Origin of the sequence: Bacillus cereus group sp. BceL291, assembly GCF_051776705.1 — a bacterium.
GTDB lineage: Bacteria > Bacillota > Bacilli > Bacillales > Bacillaceae_G > Bacillus_A > Bacillus_A cereus.
This window is the reverse complement of sequence record NZ_JBPWAP010000006.1, coordinates 70,355-87,417: the sequence shown is the minus strand read 5'-3', so window position 1 is coordinate 87,417 and position 17,063 is coordinate 70,355. Positions and strand designations below refer to the sequence as shown.

Here is a 17,063-nt window from a genome sequence, read left to right as displayed (position 1 = left end):
TAGATTTTCTTGCATTTATAATTGCATTCTCTATAAATCATCTATGGTGAGCTTTTAAACTTTAAACATAAATGAAATTATATGTGAAATCTTTTAATTTAGATGAGGATCTATACGTGAATCCATTCCAGAGGAATTACATATGCTACAGATTTAATATTCTTCATAAAGTTATATACATAAACTAAATTCCTTCAAACGTTTTAAAAAAATATTGAGTATGAACATCGTTAGTGGAACGCTTCCTACCGAAGGCAAACTTATTTCTAGGATTGCTGACTTACAATTATGCATTGTACGACTCCTAAGACAGACCAAATAAGTTTCATATGCTACAGTACTGTTTATCCTTCCGTTATGTTTCGCTATGCACATACAATATTTTCATCTTATACCCATAACTATTGTCCTGCAGACGCTTTATATTATCTTCAAACCCACTATTTCACTAAACTGTAAAATTAAAACCACCAAATTTCCGAATAAACTGAAAACTAATGAGAAATTGACAAGAAATCTCAATAAGATCTTTTCAATATATCTTAACTTCAATCTCATGGAATCAGGACTCAATAATGATGATATACAGGGGAGTATTCTATTAAGTAGAATTACAGAAACGATTCTGCTTATGCAGGATAAATTAAAAATTTTCCATTTGATCCTTTAACCTTTGTAAAAATCAGGTATTTAAATGTTATAAACAAAAAACGTAGGAATATTTAATTCCTACGTTTTTCATAAATAAATTTAATTTATTTATACAATTCCTCAAATTCGTCAATCTCAGCTTTACGCTTTAAAAATAGTTCCATATCTTTATTTTCTCTTTCTATTAACCCCAGAGCATGTGAATCATCCAAGGTTAGCTCTTTATATCCCCATATATAATCTATAGTTGTATCTTTAACCTGTTTGTGTTCTGCACAATACCATTCTAAAGGTTGTAACGCATCGGATATTTTAAATAATTCTGCTGGATACCATGATGGCATATTTTCACGTTCTCCTAAGATTAAATATGTTAACTCATCACTTTGTAATTTACATATTCCATAAACAATATACTCTTTTTCAATGGTTAAATTAAATGTTTCCTCTGTTGCCTTTGTTAGATAATCTCCAGTGTTGTACAAACAAGTTACTTTCATAATAAATGCCCCTTATTTATTTTTTATCATTAAATTTAAAATCATCAAATTCACCAGTTTTTGTATTTTTAACATAATGTATTTCCACACCATTTACATTATGGGCCATTTTGACCCATCCGTCTTCCTGAGGCCATCTAGGATCTGTCATAGTTACCCGTATTTCCTAATACTTTCAGGTGATTAAATTTTTACTTAACACTAAACAAACGTAGGAATCAATGATCCTACGTTTGTTTATAAAAAACTATTTATTTAATAATATTTTTTACGTCTCCAATACGAATATCACCATCATGATGATATTCAATAACAAACCCTATATCTGGTGAGTATATCCATGTATCAAAACTAACAGCTGTAACATCATATATTACTTCCAAAACTTGATGCAATTCTGTCTTAATTACTGGTAATGTCGCGTCATCCCAAATAAGATATACCATATGAGAATATGTTCCAAAACAATTCTGTAAATATGCTTTTATTTCATCCTCATTGTATAGCTCAACATATTTTTGAATATTTTCCCAATCAATTCTTCCCCAAAATGTGATAGGAAATGTATTTTCAAATTTTCTTATTATTGTTCTTCCTTGTGTTTCTTCTAAAATCTCAATATTTACTCCTAATGCCTCTATACATTCTTCTAATAATGTTGCCATTTTATCACCTGATTAATTATTTAAATGTTTTAATAATGCTTTAAAAGTTTCTTCATTTCCTTCAAAAGGAATTGCATATTTTATTGCTTGCTCTTTCTTTCCATTTCTAAAATCTTCTACATTGATATGCATTCCTTTATTAGGATCATAGTCTAAACGCCATCTAGCTTTATTATCGGCTGTTTTTCTACCAACAATTTTACCATAACCAGCGCTTTTTTCCATTGTTCCTATAAATGGTTGTGAATCAGCCCCTAAATCTCCCAATAAACTCATTGCTTTATTTCTTGCTTGTTCATATGTTTGAACCTTATCCAGAACAATCTCTCCAGAACGACCACCTTTAGCAGCTGCTTCAAGTGCTTTTCCTTTCTTTTCAAGATCGCCAATCTTCCCTACAACTTTACCAACAACTCGTGTTGTACCACCAGATACGACGGCCAATGTGCCCCATGCATAATCGTCTGGACCGTATTTTTGACCTGTTACTAAGTCTTCACCTTTGATAAGTTGTCCAATTTCTTTTCCTGTACCAATTATTGGTGTAATACCCAATACGAATGATAAATCCCCATCATTCGCACGATTATAAATACGAGATGGATCTCCACCCAAATCATACAATGCACTACTTAAATCAATATTACCAATATTTCTAGCTGCAGCAGATACATCAACTTTATGACTTGCTATTTTATTAGCCGAGTCCATAAAGATATTTGCAAGATCTATTCCCATATTGAAATCTGTGAAGAATCCTGGGACTTTCGCATCCAATGCTTGTAAGTCTTTCGCAATGATTGGAGCGTTTTTTCGTGTTACTTGTACAAGTTCCTCCATCCCAGGTTTTGCCTCATCAATGGAATGTTTCAGATTAATGGAGCTATTTACAACTGGTCCTAAATCTTTAACTACACCAGATAACCCTTTCGATAACTCTTGCATATTCAATGTGATTTGATGAATATCTTTATTAATCTCATTTTGACATTCAATCGCTTTGGCCGCAACCACATCTAATGCCTGATAATAACCAACATAGGCCTCAATAAGTGATTCATAGTACTGGAGTATAAAACTATATGTCTCTACACCAAAATCTAATAATTCTTTTCCATCAGCTCCAAGTAATTTTACAAGTTCTTTCCTTTGGGTAACGGTTAAATTTTTTATGTCACCTTTCATTGCATTTACAAGTTCTTGTAACTTACCATGTGCATCTTTCATCACTTGTACTTTATACTGTACATCTTGCTTTGCGTTGTTTACGTTCCTTGAAATACTCTCCCAGTTCTCTGCATCATCTAACAAACGTTGTTCTTCTTTTTCTAAAATTCCAATTGTGTTATTTATGACTGTTTCGTCACTTTTTAAATAATCTAATACACCTTCAAATATCTTTACTTTTCCATCAAGCAAAGTAAGTGGACTTTTAGCTTCCTGATCAAAGATAATAGCATCATGAATACGTACGTATCCTTTTTCTCCCTGATAATTCACCTCGTACCAAGAGCCAATTTTTCCAGTAACTTCTATCACTTCGCCATTATTCACACGTTTTGCACGCAATACTTTTCTTAAATCTGGTTCTGGATATACTTTTTTAACAAGGGATTCTAAAGTAATCCAACCTTTAACCATTTCTCCGTCTTGATTAAAGGAGAATTTCTTGTCTTTATAGGTAAAATCTCCTGTTTGTAATGCACCTGAAGGCTGTAGTAAGTACCAACTAAACTCTTGCTTCATCCAACCATTTTTTGATTCATGAGAAGCATCAAAATAATAAGGTTTCCCCTCAACATTTGTAAATCCTGACTGTACAGAACCTAACGGACTAAAGTAATAGATTTTCCCGTCAATATGTTGGACTCCTGTTTGCATCACACCATCGGTTCCCAGATAATAATCTGATCCATTTGTATGTAACCATCCCGTTTGCATAAAACCATCAGTACCAAAATAATAACGTTTCCCATCAATTGCTTGGAAACCAGTTATTCTTTGTCCATCTTTTTTATAATATGTCCATTTCCCTTCTTCTTGTACCCATCCTTGTTTATTATCTAAATAGAGTGCTTCTTTTAATTGATCAATCCATTTTAATCCATTCGCAAGAAGAGCTAAATCACTATCTAGTTGTTTATCAAATTTCTTTTGAATATTGGGTGGAAAGTATTTTTCAGGATCTTTATGATACTCCGTTATCATAAAATGAGACAAATTCGTTGCTTCCTTTGTTACATCCCATGAACGAACTGGTGATTCACCAATTACAACAGATTCAAATATCCGAACATAACCGACTTCTCCTTGATATTTAACCTGATACCATAACCCCTGCTTTGAAATGACCTCTAAGACATCTCCATCCTTTACAGGTTTAGATTTAAATAGAAATTTTGTTTCTGGCTTTGGATAGATTCTTTTAACAGCAGAACGAAGAGTAATCCATCCTTTTTCCATATCCCCATACTTATTAATTTCAAATGGTTTTCCTTGATAGGTAAATGTTCCTGTCACATACTTACCATCTTTTAAATAGCTCCATGAAGTTGCAGAAAAACTCCATCCAGTCTTTAATTTACCAGGCTCACTATAATATAAATCCTCTTTTCCTACCTGTTTTCTCCCTTGGAATAGCCTCCCATCTTTAAAAAAGGAATACTCTATTCCATCTAAAGTAATGTTATCTATTTGCTTACTTCCATCTTTTTGATAATAGTACCAATTCTCATTTTCCTTCACCCAGCCTACTTTATTTAAAACTTCGGCTGCTGCTGTAAATGTTGGTGCATAGGTAGAGAATAATAAAAATAATGATACTATAAGTCCTATGACTTTCTTCATACTCGCATCTCCTTATCAATTCATTAAAAACTTTTTAATTATATATTAGATTTTAAAGTTATTAAAAATATTCAATATAAATATGCATAATTGCATATTTATATTCTCGATAGTGCGATCCCAATCATATTGGGAAAGAATCTTTTCCGTACCCCTAAGTTATCTTTACCCCCAAAAAGAACCTGTTTTCCATGGAAAACAGGTTCTTTTTCATTATTACTTCTTCGCTATACAATCTTTTATTTTTTGTACTCAAATAATTAAGATTTTTAAATAAAAAGTTTCGAAGTGAAACCCTTCTTCCCTTTTGCTCAAAATAGATAGAGTATACTACATCAGTATTGGTTCTTTAATTAATGGTAAATACTCTATATTCATAGCATAATTTAATAACAAATTGATATACTCTTGATTTGGCTCTACACAGTGTATATTCTTCAAATATCCTTGCGTGTATAAACAAGAAGGTATAGCTACTGATAGCTCTTCTACAGATTCTAATAAAGGCATTATGAGCTCTAAAGCTTTCTGTTCATCAGTAGTTAGATTCGTATTAAAAAATTTCTCTATATACTTCTCTTGTTTCATTAACAGGATATCGTATCCAAAAGCTTGTAAACTATTAATAAATTGGTCCCATTTAAGCTGATTTGGATTACAAATATGCATGGTTTTATTTACTGTATTGGCCTTATAAGATAATTCAGTAATAGCTAAACTTCCATAGTCTACAGGCGTTAAATCTACATACGTATTGACGTCAGGAGCTATGCTAGATAGACATATTCCTTTTAATAATCTATAAAATGCGTTTTCATTAATATTGTATTGAAATTTACCTGTTTTAGAGTTACCCACTAAATTCCCCACACGGTATATCGTGGCACGAACTCCTTTTTCCATTGCCTCTCTGACCAATTTCTCGCCTTGAAACTTACTTTCTAGATACAGATTATCTAAATTTTGTCCTCTATCAAAATTAGACTCAAAGAATTCAAATTCTTTTGGATCGCTTTCAGCCTGACCTACTACACTTAAAGTCGATATATAATGAAAACGTGCATTTGTGTTCTTAGCTAATTCCAATAAGTATTTTGTAGACTGAACATTTACCTTTTGAAAATGCTCACGTTCTCCATAGTGTCTAACTTCTCCACCACAATGTATGATTGACTCTACTCTATTCTTTAAATGGTCCAATTGCTTTGAATCTAGACCTAGATTCATCAAAGATAAATCCCCTTCAATTAATTCTACTCTCTCCTTTAACTTTTGGAGGATTTCTTTACCGAAATAAAACTCCATTCTTTCTTTTAACTTTGCACCAATTACTTGATCCTCACTTTTTCTTACTAAACAGTAAATAGTCGTAGATGGTAACTGTAATAACCTTTCTAAAATATGTGCTCCTAAATATCCTGTTGCCCCTGTAAGGAAAACTGCCTTTGGATAATTCACCATATCTAACTCACATTCTTCTAATTTAGTTGTTTCATAAACAGGAGTCGTTTTCGTTTCATTTTCCATACATGCTACATTCATATTTTTCTCTTTCTTGAACGACATATCTTCCATCTCTTCAATATGAGAGGCTAATTTTTCTATGGTTCTATACTTAAAGAAATCTTGAATTTTCAAGTTAGGGTATAACGGTTTTAATTTGACTAATGCAGGCATAACTTTTAAAGAATGTCCACCCAAATTAAAGAAATCATCTTTTAACCCTATAGATTTTACGTTTAGAACTTCAGACCATACCTTTGCAATGTTTTTTTGCACTTTAGTTTGAGGTTTAAGTTTACACTCATCGTTTTGCTCATGATCAAACTCTATTTTTGGCAGTTTTTCAAAATCAATTTTCCCGTTCGCTGTTATTGGTATTTCTAACACATGAGAGTAATATTTAGGGACCATATATTCTGGCAATACATTTGATAAATGTATTGCCAACTTATTTTTCTCTATCCCTATACCGTCCACTGTTTTATAGTATGCTTGCAGTAACATTCCATCTTTCGTTTGTGTTACTACAGCCTGACTTATCCCCTCAAGTTGTAACATTGCATCTTCTATTTCTCCTAATTCAATTCTGTGCCCTCTAATTTTAACCTGCTTATCTTTTCTTCCCATAAATTCTATATTTCCATTTGGTAACCATCTTGCTAAATCGCCGGTTCGGTATAATCTTTTACTATTATCTTCTGAAAATGGATTAGAAATAAATGCCTGTTTTGTTTTCTCTTCCTGCTTCCAATACCCTTGGGCCAATCCTAAACTTTCAATATATAATTCACCCATGCCCCCTACCGGACAATGTTGCATATATGAATTCAATATATGAACCCTTGTATTAGAAATTGGAATACCAATCGGTATGCTTCCTAAAAGATTATTTTCTTCTTCTAAAACTGGTATGAAATAATACATTGCTGAAACGGTTGCTTCAGTAGGGCCATACTCATTTACCAGCTGTACTTTGTTTTTAAAGGTACTTTGCCAACTTCTAATAGCATTTGTTGATGCAGCTTCCCCTCCCATTATTATAAATCTTAAAGAACGTATCTTTTCGCTATCCAGTTTAGTTAATGAAGTCGATAATTCATTGAAAAATACTGTTGGTAAGTCAGAAATAGTTGCTTGAGTTTCTTGAATGGCTTGAGCATATGCGACAGTTGAATAGCGCTGTTCATCACTTAATACATATAGTTCCGCCCCATTTAACAAGGTAGAAAAAATTTCTGATACTGAAGAATCAAAACTATGGGAATAAAACTGTGTTACTTTATCATTTGGAGAGATCTGAAATACTTCATTTCTCCATTCAACTAAATTTAACACTCCTTTATGCGTTAATAATGTACCTTTTGGTTTTCCTGTTGAGCCTGACGTATAAATTACATATGCCAAGTCATCTGGTTTATTTAAAATTTTCACATCATCATTTATAGTCGTACGATATATATCCTCTATTATTGAAACCTTATAATCACTTACATTCAAATGACTTTTGAATTTGTAACTCGTTATAATTCTACATGCCTCACTGTCACGAACTATATAATTTATTCTATCCTCAGGGTATTTTACATCGATTGGTATATAGGCAGCACCGGCTTTTAATATTCCAAGCATAGAAACGATACTATTCATACTTCTATCTAAAAATATGGCTACCTTATCACCTCTTTTTATACCTTTTTCGAGTAAATGTTGAGCTACTTGATTAGAGCTCATATTTAATTGTCTATATGTTAAAGATTCCGTTGCAGTCGCTATAGCAATCCGATTGGATTGTCTATCTACTTGCATATAGAATTGCTCCTGTATATTTTGAAAATAAGGATATAGTCTTTCTGTATGATTTACCTTTTTATATAAAGATTCTTCTTCCTGTGATAGGAATGAAAGATTTTCATATGCTACTGTTCGTTGATGAATGAATGCGTCCAGTATAGTAAGTAAATTTTGAGTAAACCTATTAATTGACTCTTCCTTGAAGAGATTAATATCATACTCAAATGAAACCCCTACATAATCAAATCCTTCCTCAACAGCTAAAGAAATGTCAAACTTACTAATATCTTGTTTATTAGGTAACAATTGAAGCTTGTACGCATCATGTTGCTGTAGAATATCTTTCTGATAACTAAACATAGTAGAAAAGATCGGGTTATTTCCAAAGCTTCTATCAGGATTTATTTGTTCAATTACTTTATCAAATGGGTACGATTGGTTTTGGAAAGAATTCAAACATTTTTCTCTCACTACTTGTAATAGCTGTGTTAAATTTTTCACATCATTTAATTGTGTTCTAATTGCTAGGGTATTTACAAAGAATCCTTGTATTTGTTCAAATTCTTGATGATTCCTTCCAACAACCGGTGTACCTACAATAATATCTTTTTGATCCGTTAGATAATGTAACAATTGAATATACGCTGCTAAAAATAGCATATACATAGAAACATTCTCTTGTTCACATACTTGTTTCAAAGACTCTTTCATTTCATTATCTAACTTCATTTCAAATACTGTACCCTTATTTGTACTTTGACGATTCCTACTAAAATCTAAAGGAAGATTTAGTATAGGAAGAGGTGCTGCAAGTTCGGCCATCCAATAAGATTTTTCCGTATCCCACCGACCTAAATTTAACTGCTCCTGTTCCCACTCAGCATAATCTACATATCGATTAGAGATAGTTGGCAACTCAGGATTTCTACGTTTTGCAAAGGCACTATATACCTTCATTAATTCATCTAATAAATTCCTTACACTCCACTCATCTGTAATAATGTGATGTAAATTGATATATAAATAAGAATTTTTCTTATTCAGATTAAAAATTCTAATCCTAAAAAGAGGGCCATTTTCTAAATCAAATGGTGTATGATCCGTTTGATTTATTGTTGTACGTATATATTCTTGTTGTTCTTTTTTAGACATGTGTTCAATCTCATCGTGAATCAAATCAATCGCTATTGAGTTTAAGATGACTTGTCTAGGCTCCCCATTTCTTTCAATAAACACTGTTCGTAGCATTTCGTGTCGTTCAACTAAAAACCTTATGGTATCTTGTAAAATATCCTTTTTTAAACTCGGCTCAATATATATGTGTAGTGGTGTATCATATACTCTATTAATGGCGTTATACTTATTTAAAAACCAGATTCTTTTTTGAGCACTTGATAATTGATAACTTTCCTTATCTGCAACTTTAAATACTTGCGTCTCCTGTTCTTCCCTATCATGATTTACTGCCATTAATTTATCGATGTAAGCAGACAGACTAGCAATCGTTGTATGCTCAAAAATATCTCTAATTTCAATTTTTAGATGAAACTCTTTTTGAATTTGATTTAACACTTGCACAGCAATCAATGAATGTCCCCCAAGTTTAAAAAAGTCATCATCTCTGCCGATTCTATATTTCCCTAAATTTAAAATCTCTGCCCATGTTTTTGCCAATCTTTTTTCTGTTTCACTTATTGGTGGGACATATTGCTTCTGCATGTTTTCAAGTAAAGACGGGATTTGTAATTCTAATTTTTTTCTATCTAGTTTCCCGCTTGGTGATACAGGAAAACTTTCAAGGTGAAATACATAATTTGGCATCATAAAATCTGGTAAACTTTCACTTAAGAATGTTTTTAATGCCTCTTGTTTTAGTTCTGTATTGTCTTTTGATAAATAAAAGCTAACGATTTTGTCGTTTTGATAAGTGAATACTACAGCATCTCTCACTTCTGGATGTTTAAATAATGTTCCTTCAATTTCATCCAGCTCAATTCGATACCCACGTATTTTTACTTGATTATCTTTCCTTCCGATAAATTCTAAATTTCCATTCGGTAAAAGACGTACTAAATCTCCAGTACGATACATCTTTTTATCATGATTATAGGATTTATTGAAAGAAATAAACGCCTCTTTTGTTTTTTCCTTTTGATTTAAATATCCGTTGGCAACTCCATCACCGCCAATAAATAACTCACCTACTACACCTGACGGACATAACGTATTAAACGGACTAACGACGAAAACTTCACTATTAGCAATTGGTTTACCTATTGGGATATTAGAGATTTCTTTTTGTATCTCACCATTTACTTCATACATCGTTGCACATACAGTAGTTTCAGTAGGACCATATGCATTAAGAACTGGAATCTTTAACCCTAATTTACTTTGCCATTTACGAACTGATTCAGCAGGTAAAGTTTCCCCTCCTATAAATACACGTTTTACAGAATTTAATTTAAGTAACATTTCTTTTGGCATATCAGCTATTAATTTAAAAAACGCAGTTGGTAAAACCACATTTGTAATACCATTCTTTTGAATTACATTTATAAATTCCTCTGCTGAACGTTTTTCGATTTCAGAAATTAAATGCATTCTCCCTCCACATAGCAAAATCGGAAATATTTCCATAATGGAGGCATCAAAAATGATCGTTGCAAATTGTAAAAACACATCCTCTTTTCCTAAATGAAATGTATTGATTACTGAATACGATAAATTAACTACGCCTTTATGTGGTACAACGACTCCTTTTGGTAAACCCGTTGAACCTGACGTGTAAATAATATAAGCTGCATCTTCTATGGTATGTGTAGGTGCAATATTTTCTATAGAATTAGCATAATGAAAATCTTCTAGATAAATTGTATGAATCCCAAAACTTTCAACCAATCCCCTGTATTCTTTCTTCGTAATAATCATTTGACTTTCGCTATCTTTTAAGATGTATTCTATTCTTTTTTCAGGAAACTTTGGATCAATTGGTACATAAACTCCACCTGATTTTAGGATCCCTACAACCCATACAATGGTATCAATCTCTCTCGCCATAATAATACTTACACGTTGTCCCTTTTTTATATCATTTTCACGTAAATAATTCGCAATTTGATTGGACCTTTGCTGTAATTCATAATAGGTAATGAATTTATCCCCCATTGAAATCGCTATTTGATTTGGCGATTTTAATGCTTGTAAATCTATTAATTGATCTAATGTTTTTGAATTAGGATATGTAAGAGCATTTGAGTTCATTTCTTTGTATAAACGATGATCTTTCTCTAAAAGCAAATCCAATGAATGAATAGGTTCATTCACATTCTTCATTAGTTTTTGCAACATATATATATATCTTTCAACTAAATCACTAATACTCTCTGGTTTATATAATGCTGAGTTATAGTCAACCTCAATTTTATTCTCTGTTTCCCCTTCATATCTCATTATTCTCCAGGTCATATTAAAAGGATTTACTCTTTTACAATCTGTTAAAACTGTTGACTCAATATCCGGAATTTTTAATTCCGGTATCTTCATCGTATTAAATGCTGTGGAATATACCATATTATGATTTGTATTTGTATTTAGATTTAAATCTTTTACTATATGTGAATAAGGATTATGTTTATACGTAATAGCTAGATGAATAGATTTATTAACTTTATTAAGTATCCCCTTAAATGTTTCTCCCTTTTCTATTGTTATACGTATAGGTACTGTATTAACAAAGTAGCCAAAAGTATCTCGTTCTTCTGTATGTGGTCTAGTATTAATTGGAATACCAACAATTATCTCTTCAGCATTTGTCATTTGATGAAGTAATGTACAATAAGTACTTAACATTACTCGATAAATACTTATATTATTTTTTTTAGCAAAACATTGTATTTGATAAAATAGATCCGAATTAATATTCTTGCTTATATTTTGATCTGTATATCTCTTTTCATTTATTTTATTAAAATCAATAGGAAACTCTGTAGGAGTTAATTCACCTTGTAAATAATCTTTCCAATACGATGATCCTTCTTTATATATTGCACTATCAATAAAACCCTCCTCATACTCTACGAGGTTCTTATAAGGAAATTCAAATTCTACATTTGTCTTCCCTTGAAGTAATTCACCATACGTATTGGATAATTGTCGGATGAAAACTCCTAAACTCCATCCATCGTAAATAATGTGATGAAACATTAAATGTAAAACAAATGTATCTTCACTGAATTTAATAATGTGGAATTTAAACAAAGGCCCCTCTTCTAAACTAAATTTCTCATTCACTATAGATTCTAAGAAATTTTTAAAAATAGATTTTTGTTCTGTGTTTTTAAAAGCAGTTAAGTCCTTAATTGGTATATCAAATTCTACATTCCTTTGAATTAATTGCTTTATCTTTTCATCCCTCTTCTTAAATATTGTACGTAGCGCCGGATGTGATTGCACTATTGTGGTAAGCGCTTTCTTCAAAGCCTCTATTTGAAGATTTCCTTTTAACTTTATTATAATCGGTTCATTGTTCATTCCTTTTTCTATTTCCATTTGATGTGCTATCCATAATGCTTCTTGACCTACTGTTGCATCCAATTCTTCTACAATTTCATATTTCTCTTGTATTTCTTTCATATGAATTTCTCCTTTTATAAATATTTAAAAACGGATAATATTTACAGTTACAACTATATGTACATATTCTGCAATTTGTAAATCTATATTTTTCGACTAAATTCAACATTTATTTCGCTTATTGCATAGTTATTAAAATTATGAATAAAACTCATATTTATACCGTAACAGTTCATACTTTTATTCAATTTAAGCATAAAAAACCATTTCACTAATAATTCTAATTTCTTTTTATACAGTAATCTTACATATTTTATTAAAGGAAATAGTCTTATTTATACTCCGAAAATAAATTCAAGAATATTCCAACTGGTCACTATATATACTTCTAATAACATAAACTGTAAAGGAGGAGTCCGTACATAATGGAATATAGATTATTAGGTAACACCGGGTTAATAGTTTCAGAGATAGGATTCGGTTCGTGGGCGATTGGTGGAGATGAATGGGGAGCAGTAAAAGATAATGAATCACTTGATGCAATTGAGAAAGCAATTGACCTAGGGGTCAATTTTATTGACACTGCTGATGTTTATGGATTAGGTCATAGTGAAACACTCGTTGCAAAAGCTATAAATAATCGCAGGCAGGATATCATTCTTTCTACAAAAGGTGGATTAATTGGTCATCATTATGACCCAAATCAACCAGCTGTTTATGGAGATCCTCAAAAGATCATTGATGCGTTTGAGGCTAGTTTACTGCGGCTTAAAACGGATTATATAGATGTGTACTTTTGTCATATTTGGTGGGATAAACATGAAGAAACAGAAGCCTTTCTACAAGCTTTCCAAACCTTAAAGAAATCTGGCAAAGTGAGAGCCGTTGGTGTTTCTACTAATGATTTAGATTATATAAAACATTTTAATCAAGATAATGATTTAGATGTCGTACAATTCGATTATAGTATTTTGAATAAAGAACCTGAAAAAGACATCCTTCCTTATATTGAAAAACATAATTTAGGTGCTGTGATAAGAGGTCCACTTAAGATGGGGATTTTAACTGGAAAATTTAATCATGAAACTCAATTTCCAGACGATGATTTAAGAAAAGATTGGCCAAAAGAAAAGTGGTTTAAAGATAGCTTAAACAAAGTAGAGAAATTACGTTCACTTGTACGATCAAATCGAAGTTTAGCGCAAGTTGCTTTACGTTATGTTTTAAGTCACCCTGCCGTTTCAGTTGCTATTCCTGGTGCAAAAAATTCTACTCAGGTTGAAGAAAACTCTTCCCACTTAACTCGTCCATTATTATTAGATAATGAAATTGAATTCATTAAAAAGCTTTGATCAGCTCGTTATTCTCCCATAAAAATCAAACTGATGTAGCTACCAAATCCATACCATTACTTCTTCTCCACTAAAACATATCTTTAACACTTCCACCTTATTTTTTCCCTTTTCTCAGCAATATCTACAGTTTATAAGGTAGTTGAACCCTTTTATTCAACTACCTTATAATACGTTCTACATTATATTAAAATATCTACTACACTAGTTGAATACATGCTAGGGCAACACGCTAACCAAATAAACAATTAATTCAGAAATATTTTTAGAAACTTCATTATCTCACAATTACTTTTTTTAAAATAAATCAAAAAATTTTTCTTTACTTTAAATTCCATAATTCATATAATCTTCTATGGAATTACATTTTTTTCTAAATAGCTCCTCATTTTTAAGTATTCAAAAGGGCAATTACAAATTATTATACCCTTATGTTTAACCAAGTAAAATAAAAATCCAGTTTTTCACAAGGAGAAGTGACTGCATGCAAGATATTTTAAAACTATTTCCGAGCGTTGACGGAAATGAAGAAAAACAACAACTTTTATTAGAATCTATGCAGAAAATAATTAAAAATCTTGACCAATTAAAAAATGATGAGCGAGCTACTTTAGGTAAATGTGAGGAAAAATCAGAAGGATACTACAATGGCTTAATTCACCAAAGTCATATTCCACTAGCTGGAATCACTATGTCTGAGGTTATAGAAGAGCTAAACCAATTTATGAATGGACATCCGTATCCAAATAAATATTACTTGTCTAACGCTGTACCACTACCAAGTATACCTTCACTATTAGGGGTAATGACAATGGCACTTTTAAATGGTAATGGTGTTTGGGATGTATATGGTCCAGGGGCAGCAGAAGCAGAAGTAAAAGTGGTATCCATGCTTTCAAAACTGATAGGTTATAATCCACATAATAGCGGTGGATATACCACATGGGGTGGACAAGGTTGTGTATTTTCGAGCTTACGCTTAGCAATTTCTAAACAATTCCCATCAGCAAAAGAACATGGCGCTCCACAAAATGTATATTGCTTTGCTTCTGAAAATGCACATTATAGTTTATTAAAGTCAGCTGAAGCAACTGGTATTGGGTCAAATCACTTGATAAAAGTGAAAACTGATCCTTATACAAGTTCTATGGATATAGAAGATTTAGAGGCTAAAATGATACAAGTTATTAACAATGGCGGTATCCCCCTTTATATTCTAGCTACCATGGGATCAACAGACACATTTACTATTGATGATATAAGAAAAATTAAAGAGAGCGCTGAAGCAATACAGAAAAAATATAAATTAAAACCGATTTATATCCATGCTGATTCTGCAATGGGCGGATTCTATAGTTTCTTTAATAATTATAGTTTTGAAGAAAATTCACTCTCATTTGAACCTAATGTGAAAAATGCCTTACAATACGTACAAGATAAAATGCAATATATGTCCCTTGCAGATAGTGTATGTTTTGATTTTCATAAATTAGGACAAACACCTTATGCTTCAAGTATTTTAATCGTAAAAAATCATACTGATTTACAACTGATGGACATTGAACAAGATGACACACCTTATCTTGGTAATAGGTCATATGGAAGTTATCATACAGGCTATACCTTAGAATGTTCACGATCTGGTAGTGCTATTCCAATGTATATCAATCTATTAGCCTTCGGAATTGAAGGATATCAAAAAATATTAGCAAATTATATTCGTGTAAATCTATTATTTAGAGAGAAGTTACGCAAGGCCCTACCCCAAGTCGCAATCACAAATGATTTTACATATGGACCAATTACAACTTTCCGCTTCTATCTGAATGGAGATGGCCAAGAAAATTGGGAAAAAGAACGAATAGGCCTTGCAACAAAGGAAGAAATTGAGGATACAAACCGATTAAATATAGAACTATTTAATTACCTAGGAAAAAATCGCGATCAAGTATTTTTTGGTGATACAACTCGTTCTTGTGTAGTAGATGTAATAAACAGTTATGATAGAAATCCGATTTCTACATTGAAATTCTTTTCAATCTCTCCATATACAACTGTTGAATGTATAGATGAGATCGTAGAATTTCTTTATAAATATATTTCGATTGCTACTAAACAGATTCATTCATATGTTTCATAACCATATTTGTTAGCGCTTTAATAGTTAAACTTAACTAGATGAAATAAAATTTTTAATCCTTTTAATTACTATTCACTATATCAGGAAAGAGGAAAAACATATGAATATAGAGCTACTTGATACACACCACGTGAAAGATGCAGCACATTTACTTGCACATTCTTTTGTGAATAATGAACCTCTTGTAAGCAGTTTACAAATTCCTTTTGCTCCTTTTCACAAAATGTGCGAAGAAATGATGAAACAAGCTGTATCTCAAGCTATGTCATTTGTAGCAATAGAAAATTTTCAAATTATTGGAGTTCTTTTAACAAAAAAATTAACCCAGCCACTAATAGATACAGAGAAAGCGATTGAACTATGCCCACAAATGGAACCTATTTTTCAACTTTTAGATACATTAGAGACAGAATCTATTGAGTTTTCTCATTTAGATAAAGAAAAACTGGTCTATCTAGATATGGGCGCTTGTCATCCAGATTGGATGGGAAGTGGTATAGTCACTACCCTTCTTTCACATGCCATTCAAGAAATAAGTAAAAGAGATTATGATTTTATTGCTGCTTGTACAAATAAAATTTCTCAAAAAATCCTAAAAAAACTGTGTACGACCTATGAAATGAATGAAATAGTGTATAGTAATTTTCTTTATAAGGAAGCATACCCATTTGCTAATACAACAACTTCCTTAGCAGCCCAATTACTATATATACCTCAATCCCAATTTGTCATCGAGGCCATATAAGTTTGTGAAGAAGACTAGCTGTACTTGAGTGCAGCTAGTCTTCTATATAGAGTGCATTAGTAATAGATATTCAAATTAACTTAGGTGACACCTTTTAAGCTTTAACTTATTCGAATTAATAGCACTTTCTCAGCATGTCTTATTTCTCAACTTAACCTAGCGGTATCCACCTTCTATTTACTTCAACATGTTATACCATTATTGGATTAACTTTTATCCAAATTAAAACAACCACTATATGTACAAGCATTAGAAAATAGGAAGCATAATATAGAATATTGCTACCTATTTGTA

General features: G+C 31.7%; 8 protein-coding genes. 3 read left to right on the top strand and 5 right to left on the bottom strand.

The window, feature by feature from the left end; translation table 11 throughout:
• Nucleotides 1-755: 755 nt before the first annotated feature.
• From ACS2CR_RS07065 to ACS2CR_RS07045, 5 genes are all read right to left on the bottom strand, one after another.
• On the bottom strand, nucleotides 756-1,151 hold the full coding sequence (locus tag ACS2CR_RS07065; protein WP_153602546.1) for a hypothetical protein: 396 nt from the start codon (nucleotides 1,149-1,151) through the stop codon (nucleotides 756-758).
• A 16-nt stretch (nucleotides 1,152-1,167) separates the two neighbouring features.
• Nucleotides 1,168-1,302, bottom strand: coding sequence for a MafB (locus ACS2CR_RS07060; RefSeq protein WP_086790713.1), 135 nt, complete (start codon nucleotides 1,300-1,302; stop codon nucleotides 1,168-1,170).
• A 100-nt stretch (nucleotides 1,303-1,402) separates the two neighbouring features.
• Entirely contained in the window at nucleotides 1,403-1,816 is a 414-nt protein-coding gene (locus tag ACS2CR_RS07055; protein ID WP_097820544.1) for a CDI toxin immunity protein, read from the bottom strand.
• 12 nt (nucleotides 1,817-1,828) lie between these two features.
• The gene (locus ACS2CR_RS07050; RefSeq protein WP_153602547.1) at nucleotides 1,829-4,663 is read right to left on the bottom strand and encodes a pre-toxin TG domain-containing protein; all 2,835 of its coding nucleotides are present in this window, start codon (nucleotides 4,661-4,663) and stop codon (nucleotides 1,829-1,831) included.
• 330 nt (nucleotides 4,664-4,993) lie between these two features.
• On the bottom strand, nucleotides 4,994-12,592 hold the full coding sequence (locus ACS2CR_RS07045; protein ID WP_153602548.1) for a non-ribosomal peptide synthetase: 7,599 nt from the start codon (nucleotides 12,590-12,592) through the stop codon (nucleotides 4,994-4,996).
• A 365-nt stretch (nucleotides 12,593-12,957) separates the two neighbouring features.
• Between ACS2CR_RS07045 and ACS2CR_RS07040 the strand changes: the two genes are divergently transcribed.
• From ACS2CR_RS07040 to ACS2CR_RS07030, 3 genes are all read left to right on the top strand, one after another.
• Nucleotides 12,958-13,884, top strand: a complete 927-nt coding sequence (locus tag ACS2CR_RS07040; protein ID WP_086398239.1) for an aldo/keto reductase — start codon at nucleotides 12,958-12,960, stop codon at nucleotides 13,882-13,884.
• A 484-nt stretch (nucleotides 13,885-14,368) separates the two neighbouring features.
• Nucleotides 14,369-16,024: a pyridoxal phosphate-dependent decarboxylase family protein gene (locus ACS2CR_RS07035; RefSeq protein WP_153602549.1), complete on the top strand. Its 1,656-nt coding sequence runs from the start codon at nucleotides 14,369-14,371 to the stop codon at nucleotides 16,022-16,024.
• 100 nt (nucleotides 16,025-16,124) lie between these two features.
• Complete coding sequence (locus ACS2CR_RS07030) at nucleotides 16,125-16,769, top strand: hypothetical protein (RefSeq protein ID WP_001019433.1); 645 nt, start codon at nucleotides 16,125-16,127, stop codon at nucleotides 16,767-16,769.
• The last annotated feature ends 294 nt before the right edge of the window (nucleotides 16,770-17,063 follow it).

Bases quoted from the DNA above. Each gene is read 5' to 3' on its own strand.
- ACS2CR_RS07040 (WP_086398239.1), top strand. From the start codon at position 12,958: ATGGAATATAGATTATTAGGTAACACCGGGTTAATAGTTTCAGAGATA.
- ACS2CR_RS07045 (WP_153602548.1), bottom strand. From the start codon at position 12,592: ATGAAAGAAATACAAGAGAAATATGAAATTGTAGAAGAATTGGATGCA.
- ACS2CR_RS07060 (WP_086790713.1), bottom strand. From the start codon at position 1,302: ATGACAGATCCTAGATGGCCTCAGGAAGACGGATGGGTCAAAATGGCC.
- ACS2CR_RS07035 (WP_153602549.1), top strand. From the start codon at position 14,369: ATGCAAGATATTTTAAAACTATTTCCGAGCGTTGACGGAAATGAAGAA.
- ACS2CR_RS07050 (WP_153602547.1), bottom strand. From the start codon at position 4,663: ATGAAGAAAGTCATAGGACTTATAGTATCATTATTTTTATTATTCTCT.
- ACS2CR_RS07030 (WP_001019433.1), top strand. From the start codon at position 16,125: ATGAATATAGAGCTACTTGATACACACCACGTGAAAGATGCAGCACAT.
- ACS2CR_RS07065 (WP_153602546.1), bottom strand. From the start codon at position 1,151: ATGAAAGTAACTTGTTTGTACAACACTGGAGATTATCTAACAAAGGCA.
- ACS2CR_RS07055 (WP_097820544.1), bottom strand. From the start codon at position 1,816: ATGGCAACATTATTAGAAGAATGTATAGAGGCATTAGGAGTAAATATT.